This window comes from Mariniflexile maritimum, from assembly GCF_009746565.1.
Lineage (GTDB): Bacteria > Bacteroidota > Bacteroidia > Flavobacteriales > Flavobacteriaceae > Mariniflexile > Mariniflexile maritimum.
This window is the reverse complement of sequence record NZ_WRPN01000008.1, coordinates 118,012-136,452: the sequence shown is the minus strand read 5'-3', so window position 1 is coordinate 136,452 and position 18,441 is coordinate 118,012. Positions and strand designations below refer to the sequence as shown.

23 protein-coding genes are annotated in these 18,441 nt (G+C 37.1%); 14 read left to right on the top strand and 9 right to left on the bottom strand.

All coding sequences use genetic code 11. The features are described from left to right. Positions 1 to 170 precede the first annotated feature (170 nt). The 4 genes from GQO80_RS11535 to GQO80_RS11520 all read left to right on the top strand — a co-directional run bounded on the left by GQO80_RS11535 (position 171) and on the right by GQO80_RS11520 (position 2,626). The gene (locus GQO80_RS11535; RefSeq protein ID WP_157208514.1) at positions 171 to 404 is read left to right on the top strand and encodes a thioredoxin family protein; all 234 of its coding nucleotides are present in this window, start codon (positions 171 to 173) and stop codon (positions 402 to 404) included. A 62-nt stretch (positions 405 to 466) separates the two neighbouring features. Next, the gene (locus GQO80_RS11530; RefSeq protein WP_157208513.1) at positions 467 to 730 is read left to right on the top strand and encodes a DUF2024 family protein; all 264 of its coding nucleotides are present in this window, start codon (positions 467 to 469) and stop codon (positions 728 to 730) included. A 52-nt stretch (positions 731 to 782) separates the two neighbouring features. Beyond that, the gene (locus tag GQO80_RS11525; protein WP_157208512.1) at positions 783 to 1,394 is read left to right on the top strand and encodes a MarR family transcriptional regulator; all 612 of its coding nucleotides are present in this window, start codon (positions 783 to 785) and stop codon (positions 1,392 to 1,394) included. Further along, the gene (locus tag GQO80_RS11520) at positions 1,394 to 2,626 is read left to right on the top strand and encodes a TlpA family protein disulfide reductase (protein WP_157208511.1); all 1,233 of its coding nucleotides are present in this window, start codon (positions 1,394 to 1,396) and stop codon (positions 2,624 to 2,626) included. The genes GQO80_RS11525 and GQO80_RS11520 overlap by 1 nt, the downstream gene beginning before the upstream one ends. A 17-nt stretch (positions 2,627 to 2,643) precedes the next feature. On the opposite strand, the gene GQO80_RS11515 is transcribed toward GQO80_RS11520, so the two are convergent. The 3 genes from GQO80_RS11515 to GQO80_RS11510 all read right to left on the bottom strand — a co-directional run bounded on the left by GQO80_RS11515 (position 2,644) and on the right by GQO80_RS11510 (position 3,960). Beyond that, positions 2,644 to 2,967, bottom strand: a complete 324-nt coding sequence (locus tag GQO80_RS11515; protein WP_157208510.1) for a DUF202 domain-containing protein — start codon at positions 2,965 to 2,967, stop codon at positions 2,644 to 2,646. 207 nt (positions 2,968 to 3,174) lie between these two features. Further along, positions 3,175 to 3,309, bottom strand: a complete 135-nt coding sequence (locus GQO80_RS15925) for a hypothetical protein (protein ID WP_262885572.1) — start codon at positions 3,307 to 3,309, stop codon at positions 3,175 to 3,177. Positions 3,310 to 3,330: 21 nt separating this feature from the next. Then, positions 3,331 to 3,960 (bottom strand): 7-carboxy-7-deazaguanine synthase QueE, encoded by a 630-nt coding sequence (locus GQO80_RS11510; protein WP_157208509.1) that lies wholly within the window; start codon positions 3,958 to 3,960, stop codon positions 3,331 to 3,333. A 229-nt stretch (positions 3,961 to 4,189) separates the two neighbouring features. On the opposite strand from GQO80_RS11510, the gene GQO80_RS11505 reads away from it, so the two are divergent. The 5 genes from GQO80_RS11505 to rluF all read left to right on the top strand — a co-directional run bounded on the left by GQO80_RS11505 (position 4,190) and on the right by rluF (position 9,033). Then, positions 4,190 to 5,734 carry a helicase HerA-like domain-containing protein gene (locus GQO80_RS11505; protein WP_157208508.1) on the top strand — a complete coding sequence of 515 codons (1,545 nt, stop codon included), beginning with the start codon at positions 4,190 to 4,192 and terminating at the stop codon, positions 5,732 to 5,734. Positions 5,735 to 6,048: 314 nt separating this feature from the next. After that, a complete protein-coding gene (locus tag GQO80_RS11500) occupies positions 6,049 to 7,020 on the top strand; it encodes a YitT family protein (RefSeq protein ID WP_157208507.1) in 972 nt (323 codons plus the stop codon). Positions 7,021 to 7,056: 36 nt separating this feature from the next. Beyond that, on the top strand, positions 7,057 to 7,422 hold the full coding sequence (locus tag GQO80_RS11495) for a cupin domain-containing protein (RefSeq protein WP_157208506.1): 366 nt from the start codon (positions 7,057 to 7,059) through the stop codon (positions 7,420 to 7,422). 5 nt (positions 7,423 to 7,427) lie between these two features. Further along, complete coding sequence (locus GQO80_RS11490; protein WP_157208505.1) at positions 7,428 to 8,252, top strand: alpha/beta hydrolase; 825 nt, start codon at positions 7,428 to 7,430, stop codon at positions 8,250 to 8,252. Positions 8,253 to 8,271: 19 nt separating this feature from the next. Then, positions 8,272 to 9,033 (top strand): 23S rRNA pseudouridine(2604) synthase RluF, encoded by a 762-nt coding sequence (gene rluF, locus GQO80_RS11485; protein ID WP_157208504.1) that lies wholly within the window; start codon positions 8,272 to 8,274, stop codon positions 9,031 to 9,033. A 62-nt stretch (positions 9,034 to 9,095) separates the two neighbouring features. Here rluF and rpsU read toward each other — a convergent pair whose 3' ends face one another. The 6 genes from rpsU to GQO80_RS11455 all read right to left on the bottom strand — a co-directional run bounded on the left by rpsU (position 9,096) and on the right by GQO80_RS11455 (position 15,150). Further along, positions 9,096 to 9,290: a 30S ribosomal protein S21 gene (rpsU, locus tag GQO80_RS11480; protein WP_157208503.1), complete on the bottom strand. Its 195-nt coding sequence runs from the start codon at positions 9,288 to 9,290 to the stop codon at positions 9,096 to 9,098. A 161-nt stretch (positions 9,291 to 9,451) separates the two neighbouring features. Then, entirely contained in the window at positions 9,452 to 10,618 is a 1,167-nt protein-coding gene (locus tag GQO80_RS11475) for an acyl-CoA dehydrogenase family protein (protein ID WP_157208502.1), read from the bottom strand. 14 nt (positions 10,619 to 10,632) lie between these two features. Next, on the bottom strand, positions 10,633 to 11,460 hold the full coding sequence (locus GQO80_RS11470) for a ComEA family DNA-binding protein (protein WP_232333167.1): 828 nt from the start codon (positions 11,458 to 11,460) through the stop codon (positions 10,633 to 10,635). A 219-nt stretch (positions 11,461 to 11,679) separates the two neighbouring features. Continuing rightward, positions 11,680 to 13,350: a sodium-dependent transporter gene (locus GQO80_RS11465; protein ID WP_157208501.1), complete on the bottom strand. Its 1,671-nt coding sequence runs from the start codon at positions 13,348 to 13,350 to the stop codon at positions 11,680 to 11,682. Between the two features lie 211 nt (positions 13,351 to 13,561). Next, positions 13,562 to 13,789 (bottom strand): PspC domain-containing protein, encoded by a 228-nt coding sequence (locus tag GQO80_RS11460; RefSeq protein WP_157208500.1) that lies wholly within the window; start codon positions 13,787 to 13,789, stop codon positions 13,562 to 13,564. Between the two features lie 80 nt (positions 13,790 to 13,869). Then, positions 13,870 to 15,150 carry a DUF2851 family protein gene (locus GQO80_RS11455; RefSeq protein WP_157208499.1) on the bottom strand — a complete coding sequence of 427 codons (1,281 nt, stop codon included), beginning with the start codon at positions 15,148 to 15,150 and terminating at the stop codon, positions 13,870 to 13,872. A 105-nt stretch (positions 15,151 to 15,255) separates the two neighbouring features. On the opposite strand from GQO80_RS11455, the gene GQO80_RS11450 reads away from it, so the two are divergent. The 5 genes from GQO80_RS11450 to GQO80_RS11430 all read left to right on the top strand — a co-directional run bounded on the left by GQO80_RS11450 (position 15,256) and on the right by GQO80_RS11430 (position 18,349). Continuing rightward, positions 15,256 to 15,801, top strand: a complete 546-nt coding sequence (locus GQO80_RS11450; RefSeq protein WP_157208498.1) for an RNA polymerase sigma factor — start codon at positions 15,256 to 15,258, stop codon at positions 15,799 to 15,801. Positions 15,802 to 15,856: 55 nt separating this feature from the next. Beyond that, positions 15,857 to 16,360, top strand: a complete 504-nt coding sequence (locus GQO80_RS11445) for a hypothetical protein (protein WP_157208497.1) — start codon at positions 15,857 to 15,859, stop codon at positions 16,358 to 16,360. Between the two features lie 69 nt (positions 16,361 to 16,429). Next, a complete protein-coding gene (locus GQO80_RS11440) occupies positions 16,430 to 16,966 on the top strand; it encodes a hypothetical protein (protein ID WP_157208496.1) in 537 nt (178 codons plus the stop codon). Between the two features lie 17 nt (positions 16,967 to 16,983). Then, positions 16,984 to 17,880 carry a hypothetical protein gene (locus GQO80_RS11435; protein ID WP_157208495.1) on the top strand — a complete coding sequence of 299 codons (897 nt, stop codon included), beginning with the start codon at positions 16,984 to 16,986 and terminating at the stop codon, positions 17,878 to 17,880. 73 nt (positions 17,881 to 17,953) lie between these two features. Further along, complete coding sequence (locus tag GQO80_RS11430; RefSeq protein ID WP_157208494.1) at positions 17,954 to 18,349, top strand: DUF2721 domain-containing protein; 396 nt, start codon at positions 17,954 to 17,956, stop codon at positions 18,347 to 18,349. Positions 18,350 to 18,441 lie beyond the last annotated feature (92 nt).

Sequence of the window (18,441 nt, the reverse complement as noted above, 5' to 3'; positions counted from 1 at the left end):
AAGAGGCTGTCTCACAACTCGTGAAATAGTCTCTTTTTTTGTTTTTTGTAACAAGCTCTCAATTAAAAAAATCAACTTTCACATTAAAAAAATTTGACTCAAAATTTGTATAGTTAGGATTCCTTACTATATTTGTATTGCAATAATGCATTAATCTAAAAAATATTAAAATGAGTAAATCAATTTTCTATCACGCAGGATGTCCGGTTTGCATAAGTGCAGAACACGATATCGTAAATTTAGTAGGTGCTGAAAATGTTGAAGTCGTAAACATTGGAGAAGACCGAAACAGAATTTCAGAGGCAGAAAAAGCAGGAGTAAAATCTGTTCCAGCTTTAGTTACACCCAATGGTAATACATTGCATATCAACTTTGGTGCTTCAATGGCAGATGTAAAAGGTTAATTTTAAAACTTACAGTTAGGATTCCTAATATTCAAGGGATCCTAACTTAATAAAAACAAAAAATGAAAGTAGCAGTTTGGGACACCTATGTAAAAAGAGAAGATGGCAATATTATGCATTTTGATATTCTCGTTCCTGATTATGAAACCAATGAACAAACCATTATTAATTTCGGAAAAGATTACCTAAAAACTAAAACTTTTAAAGCTACTCAATTAACAGCAGATGAATGTTGTCTGTGCCACATTGAGCAAGCAACGGAAGAAATAGTTTTGTCAATTGAAAAAAAAGGGTATCATATAATAGAAATGGAAAATTGTAATTAATTTAATTAGGATAACTAACTTTGCCTGTCAATCAAATTTCGGCAGGCTTTTTATGAAGAATAGTACATTTAATCCGGCACAACAAGAAAAAGACATTTCGAGTAAAATCGTTGCAGGAATGGAACGCGTTTCGGAAGTATTTAAAATCTTGTTATGGGAAAAAGCTAAATTGGTTGGTCTAAGTCCCATTCAAATTCAGATACTCATTTTCATAGCTTTTCACAAACAAAAATTGTGCAACGTAAGCCATCTTGCCAAAGAATTTAACGTAACCAAGCCAACTGTAAGTGATGCCGTTAGGGTTTTGGACAAGAGAGGATACATTGTAAAGGACTTTTCCTCATCAGATAGTCGCAGTTATTCAATTTCTCTATCCGATTTGGGAAATGATATAATATCTCAAACCTATGATTTCTCGAATCCGTTAAAAAAACAAGTGGATAGCTTTTCGCAATCAGAATTAGAGAGTCTATTCGGCACTTTGAGTCAATTGATTTACAAATTAAATCGCAACGGAATATTGAGCGTACAACGGACTTGTTATGGATGCAAGTTTTATGAAAAACAACAAGAGTCGGATTACTGTGATTTGCTACAAAAGGAATTATTAAATCAAGAGATTAGATTGGATTGTCCAGAGTATGAAGAAAAAGCAATTGGCTAATGTATAAAAAACATAAACTAGGATACCAAAAAATGGAAACCATCTCTATAAAAAACCTTCTTAGTTTTACCCTAATGTCTTATTTTTTAATGGCTTGCAATGCCCCTGCTTACATATCTGGCAGTTTAGAGGGCATAGAGTCAAACAACTTAAAAATATATCTTATCCAACCTGAAAACTTACAGGAAGTAGCGGCTTCCTATTTTGGAAAAGTAGTAGATTCTGCCGTAGTGAATCCAGATGGTTCCTTTGAATTTGTAAATGCACCAAAAACCAAAGAACCTTTACTGTTAGAATTGGCTTTACAGGAACACGGAAAATTTGCTAATTATTTTCAAACGGACAATCCCACAATTTCAAACTACATGCCTATTTTTTGGCAGTTTGGAGAAGCTTTAAAAATCACGTCCACACGGAACGGGTTTCAAAAAGATTTTTACATTGAAAATCCTTCAAAAACCAACAAATCGTTATTAAATTTAAGGGATATTAACCTAAAAGCCTACCAAACCCACCTTGAAGGAAAGCATTGGCAAGTAGAAAAAGGGAATGAATTAATGGCTAAAGAGCATGCCATTTTACAATACCAAAAGGCGCTTATTAACTTTGCCGATAGCACACAAAACCTGATGTCTTCTTTGACGGCGCTACGATGGGTAAGTCCGGAAAATGATTATGAACGGATACCCGAATTTTTGGTACGCCAATGTAATAAATGGAAGCGTAAACAACCTGGACATCCTTGGGTAAAACAGCTTTGCAAACAAAGTGAACCCGCAAAATTACCGGTTTTAATAGGCGATGCATTTCCAAATATCAAGCTGCCTTTGTTAACAAAGGATACGGTTTTTATCAAAGACGTTTTGGGCAAGAGGCTCACTATTATAGATTTATGGGCATCGTGGTGCGGTCCTTGCCGAATAGAAAACCGAGATGTTTTAGGGCCAATTTGGGAAGCCTATCGTAACAGCGGTTTACAAATTATTGCTTATGGCTTAGAAAGTGATGAAAGTACTTGGAGAGCTGCTTCCAAACGTGATGGCGCAGATCGTTGGTTGCAAGCGTCTGATTTGCAAGGTGATGATGCCGATTTCTTAAAAAACATCCGTATTCGCACCATACCTGCTAACTTTATTCTTGATGGTAACGGTGTGGTGGTGGCTAAAAACATACATGGCAAAGCGTTGAGCAAGTGGATAAAAAATTATTTTGAACAGCTATCCCGCTTCTAAAAAAGCACCGTAATGAGCTAGCCGTTGCCATTTTCCTCTTTTCGTTTCTCCGAAAAATAATACAAGCGCTTTAAACTTTTTTTAAGCAGTACAAACCTATAGATACCAATTACAAGAAACACGATACTGAACACCAACGATAAAATGGCCAAGTACTCAAAGTTTGGGAAATCAATTAATTGAAAAAAAGCGATGCTTGCCAACAACAGGTACAATGACGACCGAATATAGGATAAAAACGTGCGTTCGTTTGCCAAACGGGTGCGTTCAATGGCGAGGTAATCTCTTAAAATAACTTGTTCGTCCGGTTTAAAATCGCGACCAAAACGCAAAAGTTTCATTTTTTTTAATTTCAATGGCGTTTTCAAAATGGTTTTTTGTTTTTGAAAATCAAAGTATATAAAAATACACTATTTTTTTTGCTCCATCGCATTTTTACTTGCTTCAAAAAAAAAACACATCAAAAAATAGGAACGTATGGATGCCTTTTCGCAACAACATTTTCCACATAAAGCGGCATGCAAATAGTAGCAATCTGGTTTTTAAATTCAGGTATTTAAAACATAACCCAACAGCCAATATAGGATTATAAAAACAAAGATGGTTCCAATACAGCCACATTTACCGCCACCAATTTTTTTTGCGCCCCAAGCAGCTCCAAGAATTTGCAATAATTTTTTCATAGTGTATAAATTTTAAGCAATTTAAGGAATATTCAAATACTTATGGGTTTGAAGCGACACTTTCCATTGGGGGTTTTTCATTACATAATCTACAATTTCAGGAATCATCTTCTCGCGTTTGCTCCACTCGGGCTGTAAATACAAAATACAGTTTTTAGACACTTTGGCGGCTTGCGCTTCCGCAAAGCGAAAATCGTCCTTATTAAAAATAATCATTTTAAGTTCATCGGCCTTTTGATAGATTTCCGTGGTAGGTAGCTTCATTTTTTTTGGCGATAAACAAATCCAGTCCCAAACACCCGTAAGTTTATAAGCCCCCGAGGTTTCAATATGGGTCTGCAAGTCTTCCGCTTTAAGCATTGTAGTTAAAGGGCCCATATCCCAGGTTAGGGGCTCGCCACCAGTAACAACAATGGTTTTGCTGTGTTTTTTGGCATTTTCAACTATTTTTGAAATGTCCGTTGGCGGGTGTAAGTTGGCGTTCCAGCTTTCCTTCACATCGCACCAGTGGCAACCCACATCGCAACCGCCAATGCGCACAAAATAGGCCGCTGTACCTTTATGGTAACCTTCGCCCTGTATGGTGTAAAACTCTTCCATTAAAGGCAGCATAGTGCCTGAATCAACTAATTTTTGTATGTGCTTATCCATGGGTGCAAAGATACTTTTTAAAAATTACGATTTCGGAATTTTGATTTGTGAATTTTTGAACATTTAACAGAAAACCCAACTTTAAAAGCCAATTTCTGCATTTTTGAAACTTGCTTATGGATTCATTCCAATTTCTAAGAAATGGAAACCATATAGCCTCATTTTCTTATTTAAAACCATATTTTTTTCTTGTTTATTTTTCATGTATTTTTATCGAAATTTATATAAAATGAGTATGAACGACACTTTTTTCAACTACATAACCGAAGGAAACACCTGTAAAGGCGACTTTATACCCGTTGGAGCTGCCATGTTAAACGGCGAAACCATTACCAATGCTTTGGTTAAAATACCATTAAAAACCATGAATCGCCATGGCTTAATTGCTGGTGCTACGGGTACGGGAAAAACAAAATCGCTGCAGGTTTTGGCCGAAAATTTAAGCGATAAGGGCATTCCTGTGTTGCTTATGGATATTAAGGGCGATTTAAGTGGTTTGGCACAACCCGGAGCTGGACACCCGAAAATTGATGAACGCCATGCGAAAATAGGCATACCATTTGAAGCCAAAGGATTTCCTGTGGAAATATTGACCCTATCGGAACAAAACGGGGTACGTCTTCGCGCCACGGTAAGCGAATTTGGCCCTGTACTATTATCGCGCATTCTGGATCTCTCTGAAGCCCAATCGGGGGTGGTGGCCGTTATCTTTAAATATTGCGACGACCAAAAGTTGCCGCTACTGGACTTGAAGGACTTTAAGAAAATGCTGCAATACGCCACCCAAGAGGGAAAAGCCGAATTTGGCGATGCGTATGGCCATATTTCAACAGCTTCAACAGGTTCCATTTTACGAAAAGTGGTAGAGCTGGAACAACAAGGTGCCGATTTGTTTTTTGGGGAAACTTCCTTTGACGTTCAGGATTTATTGCGCATTGACGAAAATGGCAAGGGCTACATCAACATCCTCCGCTTAACGGATATACAAGATAGGCCAAAACTGTTTTCAACCTTTATGCTAAGTTTGTTGGCCGAAATTTATTCAACCTTTCCTGAACAAGGCGATAGCGACAGGCCGGAACTCATCTTGTTTATTGATGAAGCGCATTTAATTTTTAATGAAGCATCGAAAGCACTTTTAAACCAAATAGAAAGTATCGTAAAACTAATTCGCAGTAAAGGTGTTGGCCTGTATTTTGTAACCCAAAACCCAACCGATGTGCCCGAGGCTGTTTTAAGTCAGTTAGGTCTAAAAATCCAGCACGCGTTAAGGGCCTTTACTGCCAACGACCGAAAAGCCATTAAGCTAACGGCACAAAATTACCCCGATTCCGATTATTACAATACCGAAGAGGTTTTAACCTCTCTTGGTATTGGTGAGGCCCTGGTTTCGGCACTCGACGAGAAAGGGCGCCCAACCCCGCTCGCCGCCACCATGATGCGTGCGCCCATGAGTAGAATGGATGTATTGACCGATACCGAATTGAGCAGCCTGCTCTCAAAATCGAAACTGGTAAAAAAATACAACGAAACCATAGACAGGGAAAGTGCTTATGAAATGCTTAACGATAAAATAGACAAAGCAGAAGCCGAAGAAGCCAAGGAAAAAGCAAGGAAAGAACAGGAAGCACTTAAAAAAGCCACCGAAAAACAAAGTACCACGTCCAGTTCCAGACGAACAAGTACCGCCATGAACCCCGTAATAAAAGTGCTTACAAGTGCTACTTTTATTCGCAGTGTTTTTGGTATTTTAACCAAGGTGATGAAGAAATAGTTATTAAGTTATTCAGTCGCAACGTTAAATATCCTTAAAAAAGAAAAATGGTTATTGGGTTATTAAGTTATTCGGTCGCAACGTTAAATATCCTAAAAAAAGAAAAATGGTTATTGGGTTATTAAGTTATTCAGTCGCAACGTTAAATATCCTAAAAAAAGAAAAATGGTTATTAGGTTATTGAGTTATTCAGTCGCAACGTTTTACATCAATGCCTTAACAACTTAACAACTCAACAACTCAACAACAAACAACTTAACAACAAACAAATCAACAACTCAACAACAAACCTAACACGACCCTAAAACTATTCAATGCATCCATTTTTATCAAAATTATTAGTTTCTATTGCCCGCAAACGGCTTCAAAATAAACAAGCCAACAAACCTGTAAGCAAAAAACAAATAGTACCTTTGGTTAGGAGGTTTCAAGTAGAAGTTTCGCATGGCATAAAAGAATATATATTTATTATAATAGGTGTATTTTCGGCAGGTTTTGGTTTAAAGGGCTTCTTATTGCCCAATCGTTTTATTGATGGTGGCGCCACAGGTATTTCACTTTTGCTACAAAACGTAACCGGCTTCGATTTAAGTTATTTTTTAATACTCGTAAACGTACCGTTTATCATTTTGGCTTCAAGAATCATCAACATTAAGTTTGCGTTTCGCAGTATTGCCGCCATTTCGTTTTTAGCGTTTGTGGTACATTTTGTTGAATATCCAACTGTTACCGACGATAAGCTGTTAATTTCTGTGTTTGGAGGATTCTTTTTGGGCCTAGGAATTGGGATGTCCATGCGAGGTGGAAGCGTTATTGATGGCACCGAGGTTCTGGCCATTTATTTAAGTAAGAAACTATCCTTGACTATTGGCGATATTCTGCTGTTAATCAATATATTAATATTTTCGGTTGGTGCCTATATCCTTTCCATGGAAACGGCCCTTTATGCCATTCTAACATATTTAGCCGCTGCAAAAACGGTCGATTTTGTGGTTGATGGTGTTGAAGAATATGTGGGCGTTACCATCATTTCAACCCAACACGAGGCCATTCGAGTTATGCTTACCGAAAATTTACGTCGCGCCTGTACCATTTATGCCGGTAAGGGCGGCTACGGCAAAAACGGCGAAAGCTATGACAAAGACATCATTTACACCGTAGTTACCCGTTTAGAACTGGCCAAACTACAAACCGAAATCGATAAAATTGATAGAAATGCCTTCATTATTATGGGCATAGTTAAAGATTTAAAGGGAGGGATGATCAAGAAAAAACCCCTTAAATAATGAAAAATGAATAATTAAAAATGAATGATTAAATTCATGACAAATAAAAAATACACCATACAGAACAAACCCTTTGTAGTTCCAACAAGCGATGGCAAAGTTATTAAAGAACATTTTGGAATGGCAACAAATGGCGATTCGCAACTAAGCATCGCCCACATGATAGCTCCGGCGGGTTGGAGCGAACCCTTTCAAACACCTGAATTTGATGAATACACCTTCATCATAAAAGGCAAAAAACAATTTATTATTGAAAACGAAACCTTGGTTTTAGAAGCGGGCCAATCGATAAAAATAAACAGCAACACCCGTGTTCAGTATTCAAATCCGTTTGCCGAGGCTTGTGAATATCTTGCTATTTGTACACCGGCCTTTTCCATGGATTTAGTAAACAGAGAATAAATTAAATGAACAACACGCTTATAAAAACCATTGGAAACCTAATCAATGCCATTAGCTACCCGCTACCACATTATGCCGCAAAACAAGCTGTAAAAATATTTTCAACACCTCGAAAAGGCAAGTTAAACGACGAAGAAACAGCGTATTTAAAAACGGCCATCCAAAAAACCATCACCTACCAAACCATTCCTTTAAAAACATACCATTGGCAGGGAAAAAAAAGCACCGTTTTACTGGTTCATGGTTGGGAAAGCAATGCCTTTAGATGGAAGGACTTGATAGAAATCCTAAAGGCTGAAGATTATCAAATTATTGCGGTTGATGCGCCCGCACACGGCAATTCGGGAAGCAAACTTTTCAATGCGGTGCTGTATTCAGAATGTATCAATTTGGTAATCAAACAGTTTAACCCACAAATGGTGATTGGCCATTCCATTGGTGGTACCGCCTCTGCCCTGGCCATCAACAACCATCAACTGCCCATTAAAAAATTGGTGTTACTGGGTGCCCCTTCAAATTTTGATGAAGTTATAGACAATTACATCAAAATTATGGGCTACAACAAACGCGTGGTTAAAGCCATCAACGCCTATTACCTAAAACATTTTGGGTACCTCCCCGAATTCTACACCGTCGAGAATTTCTCAAAAAACCTAAATGCAGAAGGACTTATCATTCACGATAAAAAAGATCGCATCATTTCGTACCGCGACGCGTTGCATATCAACAAATATTATAAAAACTCGAAGCTTATAAAAACAGTAGGGTTTGGCCACGGATTAAAAAACGACACGGTTTACCATCACATTCTGGAATTTTTAAACCCCTAATTTATTGTACTTTTGAGGTATGGAAACAGAGTTAAAACGCATAAATAAATTTTTAAGTGAAGTTGGTTATTGCTCGCGAAGGGAAGCCGACAAACTTATTGAAGCAGGCAGAGTTACCATAAACGGCGTTATACCCGAAATGGGCACCAAAATAGCGCCAAACGATGTGGTTGAAGTTGATGGTAAAGCCGTAGCCAAAACCAAGGAAAAATTTGTTTACCTAGCGTTCAATAAGCCTGTTGGCATTGTTTGTACCACCGATACGAACGTTGAAAAAGACAACATTATCGATTTTATAAACTATCCTAAACGTATTTTCCCAATTGGAAGACTGGACAAACCCAGTGAAGGCCTCATTCTTTTAACCGATGACGGCGATATTGTAAACAAAATACTGCGTGCCAGCAACAACCATGAAAAAGAATATATTGTTACGGTTGATAAGCCCATTTCGCAAACGTTTATAGAACGGATGCGCGGTGGTATTCCGCTAACCGAATTAAACAAAACCACCAAAAAATGTGTCGTTGAAAAATTAGGCCCTTCCACATTCAAAATCATACTTACCCAAGGCCTTAACAGGCAAATTCGCCGGATGTGCGAATACCTAACCTACGAGGTTGTTACACTAAAGCGCGTTCGTATTATGAATATTCCGTTGGATATGCCCGTTGGCAAGTATAGAGAACTTACCGATGAGGAATTTAACGAGCTAAACCGGTTGATACACGACTCCACCAAAGAATTTAAGCCCCAAGCCCCAAGAAGAAAAAGGCCCTAAAGGCTGCGTGAAAAACAAAAAATCCCGCATGGTGCGGGATTTTGTTTATGGATTACAGAACATTAAATATCTTCTGCGTCTCTTAAACCTTGAATATATTGTGCTTTTTGTATTTGCGCTCTACGTTCAACAGATGGCTTTGTAAATTGTTTGCGATTTTGTAACTGACGCTTAACGCCTGTTTTATCAAACTTTCTTTTAAAACGCTTTAGCGCTCTATCTATATTTTCTCCTTCTTTTATGGGTATTATTAACATAGTGTCTTAACCTCCTCTCTTTTAGATTTTCAGTGTGCAAATATAAAAATAATTCTGAATTCTGAATTCTCAATTCAAAATTATTTTCACATTGGTAATTTATAGTTTTTAATCGACGCTTATTCTCGCAAAAATCTCTCTATTTCTAATTTCTGAATTATTCAAGTAACCGGTTTATAATCTTTTTTATCGATGATTATTTTTGCCAAAATTTCACGTAAAATCTCCGAGGTGCCGCCACCAATGGGGCCTAACCTACTGTCGCGCATCAAACGGGCCATGGGATATTCTTCCATATAGCCATAGCCACCCAAAAACTGCAAACATTGGTAAATAACCTCATCGGCCATTTTGGTCGATTTTAATTTCGACATGGTAGCTTCCTTCACTACATACTCGCCTTTGTTCAATCGGTAAGCTATTGAATAATTAAAGGCCTTACACATTTCCATTTCGGTATATAAATCGGCTATGGTATGGCGCAATGCTTGAAACTTGTTGATGGTTTTACCGAACGCGCTTCGTTCAGACATGTATTTTAAGGCATATTCCAATGCGAATTCTGCTCTGGCATGGGCATTGATGCCCATTATCAAGCGTTCAAAAGCAAAATGCTGCATAATGTACGGAAAGCCATTATTTTCTTCGCCCATAAGGTTTTCAACAGGAATCTTTACATTATCAAACGCGATTTCACCCGTATCGGAAGCGTGCCAACCCAACTTGTTCAATTTGGTTGCCGAAACGCCTTCTGCGCTCCTATCAATTAAAAAAATACTAATGCCCCTATTGCCCAATTCGGGGGTCGTTTTTGCAGCAACAACCAAATAATCGCTATAAACCCCATTGGTAATAAACGTTTTGGAGCCATTAATAAGGTAATGGTCGCCATGCTTAACCGCTGTGGTACGCATGCCCGCTACATCGCTACCGCCAAAAGGCTCGGTAATGCACAAGCACCCAATTTTATCGCCTGTAATGCTTGGTTTTAGGTAATTTTGTTTGATAGTTTCGCTGCCTTCTGCATTAAGATGGGTCATGGCCAAATAAACATGTGCCCAAATAGCGGCAGCAAACCCGCCCGAGTTTACTTTTTGAAGTTCCTCGAGCAGGATAACGGTATAAAATAAATCTAAATTTAAACCACCATAAGCTTCGGGATAGTTGATACCAAAAAAGCCCATGTCGCCAAATTTCTTCCAAATAAACCGATCTATTTTACCCGCTTTTTCCCAAGTTTCAATGTGTGGAACCACTTCTTTTTGTAAAAAATCCTGTAAACTTTTTCTAAAAAGTTGATGCTCTTCCGTGAAGTACATACTATTCATTTATGCTTTCTTTTTCAGTCAAGCGACAAATATAATTTAATTATATCGATTTTATTTACTGGAAAGTCCTTAACTTTTTTTAATTCATCTAAAGATTTAAAGCCATCACGCAATTGGCGCTGCTCGATAATTTGATGGGCCAAATTGTAATCGATATGCTGAATGGTTACCAACTCATCAACCGATGCCCTGTTCAATAGTATTTTTTGAACGTTACGAGGTGTTTTTACGGCAAACTCTGCGCTGATGCGTTCTATGACCTCGGGCGTTAACCCATACACATCTTGAAGTTGTGCCACATCGATAAATCCACCACTAAATTTATTCCGCAATTTTAGTATCCGTTCAGAAAGTACGGCGCCCACCCCGTTAATTTTTTGGAGCTGTTGTGCCGTTGCCGTATTCAAATCTTGTTTTTGCTGAAAACTTTTCGGTGCATTATTAAAAGTATAGGTAGCGGCATACTCCTTTTTAGTTGGATGTGTTACCCAATCGGGAAACTTAAAGTAGGGCGAAATGGCGTTTAATAAGGAATCGGAAATTTTAGTAACTTCTTGAAATTGTTGAGCGGAATTGATCCATTTGTTTTGCTTTCTAAAGGCCAACAACCTATCAATTTCCTCATTGGTCATTCCTAAGGCAGCACCCTTAAAATCGCTTATATAATTCGGGTTGAAGGGATACGTTTTTGGTTTTCGCAATGCGATTTCGGCCCATTTAAGAGTATCTATTTCCTTTTGGAATCTCGCCAATTCAGCTTTATTTATGGACAAGTCTTTTGAAGGCACCCAAAAAAATGCGGTCGCCAAGAAATAGATACCTTGCAAAAAGAGGATGAGCACAATTAATAAAAATATCCCGTTTCGTTGACTTCTCGAAAACGTGAAACGGGATATTTTAACATTGGATTTCAATGTATGGTCATCTTACTACATCGTCATTCTCAGAATAGGAATCTGGCTCTGGGTTAGGCGGTGTTGTTAAAACTCTATAGAAAAAGTAACACATTAAGGAAATTACAACGCCTTGTGCGCCTATTAACATAATTAATGCTTCGGTATTCATAATGTGGCCCTCCCTTCTTTTCTTCGTTTATTAAATGCTAAATATACTAATAATGAAATAAATATAAACAATCCCATCAACATTATTCTAGCCATGTTTATATAAAACATTTTGTCGTTTAAACTTTCAATCACCATTGGGTCGGTGGCTACGGCAAGCTGTTCCTTTAAACCAGATTGTGAGATGGTTTTAATAATAGATGCATTCGACAAGGCCCAACCATCACCAGAAAACAAGCTTTTAAAATTTCCTGACCAATCGTTATCCTTTGGTGCAAAAACCGATCCTAAAAACACCACGATCAGCATGACGGGCGTAATAAATTTAATGATGAACTTGTAGATACGCGGCACAACAATATCGGCACCATCGGTAATTTCCTTCCAACCCTTTTTCATTCCGAATATCCATGAAAACAAGATGGTTTCCATCATGGCAAAAACCACCAAACTTACGGTTCCTGCCCAATAATCGTATTCATCAAAAACACCTTGTTGGTAAAAAAACACCGTGGGCAAGCCCATTATAAGCGCCAATGCCCCAAAGGTCCAGGCTCCTTTATTACTGCTCCACCCAAACTCGTCGCGCATAAAGCCCATCCAAGGTGTTCCCATGGCCAAGGAACTGGTAATGCCCGCAAAAAACAAGAGGCCAAACCACATAAAACCAGCCATGGCCGCTAAAAATGGCCCCCATTGCTGAAATAGATAGGGCATGGTTTGAAATGCCATACCAAAACCGGCATTGTTTAAAACCCAGTCTAGACCTAAATAACCAGCAGCGATTGGAATAACGATGGCACTTCCTAAAACCACTTCAACAAACTCGTTCATAAAACCTGCAGAAACAGCATTTAAGGCCACATCATCCTTTGATTTTAAGTAGGCCGCATAACAGTGGATGGTACCCATACCAACGGAGAGGGTAAAGAATATTTGGCCCGCTGCGGCCATCCAAACCTTTAAGTCGAGCAGCGAACTGTATTGTGGTGTCCATAAAAAGTTTAGTCCGTCCCAAGCGTTGGCATCTGGAAAGGTTTCAGAAGCGCCACTTGTACCCAATGTGTAACCTCTTGCTGCCAAAATAATACCAAATAAAATCAATAATGGCATGCCTATCTTCGCCACTTTTTCAACACCCTTTAGTCCTTTTGAAAGAATATAAACGTTTATGGTTAAACATAAGATATAAAATAAAACCGCTTCGTACGGGATGCCGGTTGTGCTATGTGCTATATCAATATAAGAATCGAAAAAACCGGCCACTTCGCTTTGCGACATCCCAGAAAAAGTTCCGGTTAAGGAGTGGTACACATAAGACATGGTCCAGGATTCGATGTAAGCATAATAGGAAACAACTGCTATATTGGTAAAAATACCGAAGACCCCAATGTATTTTAAAACACGTCCCTTGACCATGGAGTCGAGGATGTAAGGCGTACTGTGATTGCCAAATTTACCGCCAAACCTACCAGAGGACCACTCGATAAACAATAAAGGAATACCCATTAACAGAAAACACACTAAATAAGGAATAATAAATGCACCGCCCCCGTTTTGAACAGCTTGTACGGGAAATCTGAGGAAGTTACCTAATCCAACAGCATTTCCAGCCATTGCCAAAATGAGACCGATACGTGAGCCCCAGGACTCGTTTGTTTGCGACATAAAATTTTATAATTTAAGATTGAAAAAAAATATCAATACGGCGAATATCGTAAAAAAATATAAACATTTTCCCCTAATTCAATATTTAAGTGCCTTAAACCTACAAAAAAAAATGATTCAGGCAATTTTTTCCGTAATGCCGGTAACTACAAATAAAATATGCCCGTAAAAAATTTAGTCCTAAAAAAAATATGAAAATAAATTGGTATAACTATAAATCGAAGACCGAAGACCGCTTGGTATAAATCAAATCTTTAATGCGCATCCAAAAAGCCATGAACAAATAGAGGGCAAAACCAAAACCCAAGGTTACAAAGGTTAAGTACATAAAAGTTATGCGTACAACTTTTGCACGAATGCCCAAACGTTCGGCAATGCGCTGACAAACAAAATAACCATGTTTTTGAAAAAACAATAAGGGTTTGTAAATGCTGTTCATGCCTGCAATTTAGTAATTTGTTATTAGGTTTAAAAGTTTGCGGGTTTAAAGTTTACGGGGTTACGAGGTGATGATGGTTTTTATAACGGTTGTCCGGTGATAAGCTTATTGCCAATGGCGCATTGCAAACAGTTGTTGTTATTACAATAGGCCGTTTTAAGCTGAAGAAGTGCCTGCGATTGCATTGCCGATTTCGATACCTTTTTTAAATGGTTGAACGCATCAATAATACTGTTTTTTTCTGAAGCGATTTCATTTGAAATTTTTAGGATGCTGGCATCAACGTCATGGCCGGTTTTTTTTGCATAACTAAATTTAATGGGCAAAATGGTATTGACAAGCAATAAATCTATAAACGCCTTGGTTAGCCTTTTTGCTGATGGCTTTGAAACTTTTCCAAACGAAAAATGGCTGTCCCAATAACTTGAGGCCGATACATTAAGAAGTTCATAAAAATCGTTCAGCGCGTGAAGCTCTAAAATTTTTGAAAATAAATTTTGATTGTTGCAGTACAGACTTGCTAATTGAGAAAGCCTAATGGTAGGGAAATTTGGCGGACGCAACCTAAAAAATTGTGGCGTCATTATGCTACTATTATCTAAATGAAACTTTTGCTTCAAAAACCGGTATTCTTTGGTGCAGCTTAGGTAATAAGCATCTTCTATATCTTCTTCCAACAAACCTGCCTGCCCAAACAACAAGGCCTCTAAGGTTAGCTGATTGGATTGTGATTTCCGTACCAAAGAAAAATCAACGGATTGTGCGATGCTAAAAAACGAATCGCCGTTTACCTTCAGCCCAAAGTTTTTGGCCAACAACATAAACAAAACCGCTTCCCAATTGTTCTTTGTTTTTTCCAGAAGCAGGTCTATGGCATCGGCTTTTCGTTCCAAACGCTCAAAATACAAACGCTCCAGCCAGTTATCGAAAGCAAAAGCATCAACGCTTGCAAAATCGTTTTCACAATTAATCCATTTACTGTTTTTAGAAATCAGTTTTAAATAATTATCTAAAATATTTTTACTTACAAAATCCTGTAACCGTAAAGTAGGGATGGTGGTATTATCTTTTCTAAACACCTCGGTATCGTGTTCCCAGACCACGTGCAAAATAACGTTGTCGTAAGCTTTGTCCTGTTCGTGGTTATGCAAGTACCAATCGGACGATTTTATGTGAATTTCCACGTTGCCCGCCCACAATTGGTTGCCAATGGAAAGTTGGGCATTAAAAAAATCGGGGCCCGCATGCAGGTTATGTTGCCCTACACCATGCACACAAACAGCTTCCCCTTGGGTTGTTTTTAAATTTGTTATTTGAAATTTTTTATGTTTCCAGATGTAGTGTAAAAAATCTTCTTGCATGCAACTAAAGTAAAAAAATACAATGCAATTTAAGTAAATATTTTTTTGTATTTTAAAACAAACTATTCTATAAAAGAAGGGTCTAAGTTATAAAATCATCGAATTGTGAATCAAGATGTTGAACTTATAAAAAAACTTAAAAATCCAAAGTTCAAAAATAAAGCCTTTAAGGATTTGCTTGATCGTTATCAAGAGCGCTTATATTGGCATATTCGGAAAATAGTGGTTACCCATGATAACGCTAACGATGTACTACAAGAAACCTTCATCCGAATTTTTAATGGCATACACAACTTTGAAGAAAAAAGCGCGCTACATACCTGGATGTATAGAATAGCCTACAATGAATCCATTCGCTTTTTAGAAAAAAACAAGGTTAAAAGTTCAGTATCCATTGAACAAGATTCAAACGCCTATATCAAAAACTTAACCCAAGACATTTTTTTTAATGGCAATGAACTACAATTAAAATTGAACAAAGCCATATCTGAACTCACAGACAAACAAAAAATGGTTTTTCAAATGAAATACTTTGACGATTTAAGTTTTCATCAAATATCGGAGATTTTAAACATTAGTGAAAACACCTTAAAATCGTCTTATTACAACGCCGTAAAAGCCATTGAAGAAAAAATATTGGCCCAATGCTAAACAAACTTTGTAACGAATTTAAGGTCTAACTGAAATCAATATTTTAAAAAACACTATGGAAAATTCAAATCAACATAAAAACAACATTTCAAAACTTCATAAAGATAAGCTTGGAATGGATATTCCTGAAGATTTCTTTGCTAAATCCAAGGAAAATATTCTTAATAAAGTCATAAAACCAGAAAAACCAAAACAAACCATCTTTTGGTTAAGGCCAATGGTTGCATATCCTTTGGCAGCCAGTTTTTTGCTTGCCATTGGACTTACTTTTTATTTGCGGAAAAACAGCACAAAAACCACCGAACAGATTACAAATACTGAAGCTGTTAAAACCGTGAGGTCTTATTTTAATGAAAATGATTTCTTAACATCATCATTATTGGTGCCAGACTCAGACATAGATGCCTATTTAGATAATTACATAGTTAATAATGTGGTAATTGAAACCGAATTATCCGAACAACAATTGGAAAATATTTTCATAAATTCTGTTTTAATAGAAGACTCGTTAATAAACAATTACCTCGATAAAAGCTTAATTGAAAATATTGTGTTATAATTTCAAACTATTTTAAAGTTTCGGGTTCTAAGTGAGTAGAACAGATTTAATAATTTAATGTCATACATCATGAAAACAACATCCTTAAAAACAGTCATCGCATTATTTGGTATAGTAATGCTTTTAACAACAGGAAGTACTCTTTTTGCCCAAGAAGATGATTACACTGCTATTATGAACCAACTAACCGTTAAACAAAAAGACATGTTGCAAACACAGCGCCAATTAATGTTAAAAAACCGCGAACTGCTCAAAGCCTCTTTAACAGCCGAACAGTTAGCTATTTTGCAAGACAAAACCCAAACCAAAGAACAAATTAGATTGCGTTTGCGAGAAACCTTCACCGATGCTCAAAACCAAATGGTTCAAAGTCAAGAACGCCAATTACGACAATTAAGAGACCAGTTTAGAGAATCGTGCACTCAAGAACAAAGACAAATGCTACAAGAACACATGCAACAAACCCGACAACAATCTGGCCAAGGTGAAATGAGAAATGGTGAAGGCTTTGGAGGCAATGGAGACAATGGAGACAAAACCAGAAATAACGATGGAACCCGTACTGGAAATGGTGGCGGAAAAGGTAATGGAAAAGGAGGAAGTTAAAATCTTATCTTGTAAAGATGAAAACGAAACTCTTGTATAACAAACAAATTTTAGCACTTTGGTTGCTGCTGGTAACAGCGGCAACCCCTGTTAATTTATATGCCCAAGAGCCCAAAGAAGATGATATAGATTTGCTTCTTGACGAACTCTTTTTCAACGACCAACAATTTATGAATGATATTTTAAATTCATTCAACTCCAATAATTTTATATACACCAATGTATCTTTTAACAGCAATACCTTTTTTACGGGTCGCGATTCTGGAATCGATCAATTTAATATAGTGCCACAACTATCTTATTATACTGCTTCAGGTTTTAACATAAGCGTTTCTGGAATTTATTATGAAACCTTTAGTCCAAATTGGGATTTTACCAATATTTCTCTAGGCTATTACAACACCATTGGCAAAAAAAATATTTTTAATTACAACGTGGGATATACCAGATATTTCTATGCCAATGGTTGGGATACATTTACAAACTCTATAGATTTAAGTTTAGGCATACGGAATAAAAAACGAACACTAGGCACAAAACTGGCAACTTCCTATTTATTCGGCACAGATCAATCGTTTCAAATGGTATCACGAAGCTACGCCAATTTAACTTTAGCAAAAAAAAAGGATTATTTATTAAAACTAAGACCACAAATTAGTTTTGTAATAGCACAACAAACTACCGCTTTAGAGCAGCTAAACACTATTGGCGATATAACCACAGTAGAATATATTTATAACGATATTTTCGATTTACTAAACACACAAGTCAACATCCCGCTTACCTTAGTAACCAAATCGTGGGATTTTGAATTAGGCTATAACTTTAACCTCCCTTCTCGTGTTGAAACGGAACCCCAGTTAAACAAAACCGGTTTTTTTAATATATCCATAGGTTACCTAATTGATTTATAATAGAAAATAATTTGGCATAAAATATGTCTTCTTAAAATTTAAAGTTACTAAATTTGAGTAAACTTTTAAATACATGGAAGAATTAACACTTACCACGCCAGCCTTGTTATTTTCGGCAATCTCATTAATTATGCTGGCATATACCAATCGGTTTTTAGCCTATGCCGCCGTTATAAGGGATTTACACAATAAATACAAAAAAAACAAAGACAAGGTTTTAATTGCGCAGATAATAAATATAAAACAACGCCTGTACCTAACACGAAGCATGCAAATTTTTGGTATTTCCAGTTTATTACTTTGTGTTTTGACCATGTTTTTAATTTACATCCAACAACATACCCTAGCGGTTTGGGTGTTTGGTACAGCCCTTATTTTATTGATTATATCGTTGGCACTGTTAATTATGGAAATTCAAATTTCAGTAAAAGCACTGGAGCATCATATTAGTGATATTGAGAATAATTAAGGTATCGCTGCTTTTTAATCCATAAAAAAAAATAGCATCATTTTTCAGTCAATTAAAAAAAAACAGAAAGCTTTACACCAAACTTAAAAACC

What these genes read in the sequence shown, in the direction of transcription:
- rpsU (WP_157208503.1), bottom strand. Translation starts at nt 9,290, where the DNA reads ATGTTAATAATACCCATAAAAGAAGGAGAAAATATAGATAGAGCGCTA.
- rluF (WP_157208504.1), top strand. Translation starts at nt 8,272, where the DNA reads ATGGAAACAGAGTTAAAACGCATAAATAAATTTTTAAGTGAAGTTGGT.
- GQO80_RS11535 (WP_157208514.1), top strand. Translation starts at nt 171, where the DNA reads ATGAGTAAATCAATTTTCTATCACGCAGGATGTCCGGTTTGCATAAGT.
- GQO80_RS11465 (WP_157208501.1), bottom strand. Translation starts at nt 13,350, where the DNA reads ATGTCGCAAACAAACGAGTCCTGGGGCTCACGTATCGGTCTCATTTTG.
- GQO80_RS11505 (WP_157208508.1), top strand. Translation starts at nt 4,190, where the DNA reads ATGAGTATGAACGACACTTTTTTCAACTACATAACCGAAGGAAACACC.
- GQO80_RS15925 (WP_262885572.1), bottom strand. Translation starts at nt 3,309, where the DNA reads ATGAAAAAATTATTGCAAATTCTTGGAGCTGCTTGGGGCGCAAAAAAA.
- GQO80_RS11445 (WP_157208497.1), top strand. Translation starts at nt 15,857, where the DNA reads ATGGAAAATTCAAATCAACATAAAAACAACATTTCAAAACTTCATAAA.
- GQO80_RS11500 (WP_157208507.1), top strand. Translation starts at nt 6,049, where the DNA reads ATGCATCCATTTTTATCAAAATTATTAGTTTCTATTGCCCGCAAACGG.
- GQO80_RS11510 (WP_157208509.1), bottom strand. Translation starts at nt 3,960, where the DNA reads ATGGATAAGCACATACAAAAATTAGTTGATTCAGGCACTATGCTGCCT.
- GQO80_RS11440 (WP_157208496.1), top strand. Translation starts at nt 16,430, where the DNA reads ATGAAAACAACATCCTTAAAAACAGTCATCGCATTATTTGGTATAGTA.
- GQO80_RS11495 (WP_157208506.1), top strand. Translation starts at nt 7,057, where the DNA reads ATGACAAATAAAAAATACACCATACAGAACAAACCCTTTGTAGTTCCA.
- GQO80_RS11460 (WP_157208500.1), bottom strand. Translation starts at nt 13,789, where the DNA reads ATGAACAGCATTTACAAACCCTTATTGTTTTTTCAAAAACATGGTTAT.
- GQO80_RS11520 (WP_157208511.1), top strand. Translation starts at nt 1,394, where the DNA reads ATGTATAAAAAACATAAACTAGGATACCAAAAAATGGAAACCATCTCT.
- GQO80_RS11455 (WP_157208499.1), bottom strand. Translation starts at nt 15,150, where the DNA reads ATGCAAGAAGATTTTTTACACTACATCTGGAAACATAAAAAATTTCAA.
- GQO80_RS11490 (WP_157208505.1), top strand. Translation starts at nt 7,428, where the DNA reads ATGAACAACACGCTTATAAAAACCATTGGAAACCTAATCAATGCCATT.
- GQO80_RS11430 (WP_157208494.1), top strand. Translation starts at nt 17,954, where the DNA reads ATGGAAGAATTAACACTTACCACGCCAGCCTTGTTATTTTCGGCAATC.
- GQO80_RS11525 (WP_157208512.1), top strand. Translation starts at nt 783, where the DNA reads ATGAAGAATAGTACATTTAATCCGGCACAACAAGAAAAAGACATTTCG.
- GQO80_RS11515 (WP_157208510.1), bottom strand. Translation starts at nt 2,967, where the DNA reads ATGAAACTTTTGCGTTTTGGTCGCGATTTTAAACCGGACGAACAAGTT.
- GQO80_RS11530 (WP_157208513.1), top strand. Translation starts at nt 467, where the DNA reads ATGAAAGTAGCAGTTTGGGACACCTATGTAAAAAGAGAAGATGGCAAT.
- GQO80_RS11475 (WP_157208502.1), bottom strand. Translation starts at nt 10,618, where the DNA reads ATGAATAGTATGTACTTCACGGAAGAGCATCAACTTTTTAGAAAAAGT.
- GQO80_RS11435 (WP_157208495.1), top strand. Translation starts at nt 16,984, where the DNA reads ATGAAAACGAAACTCTTGTATAACAAACAAATTTTAGCACTTTGGTTG.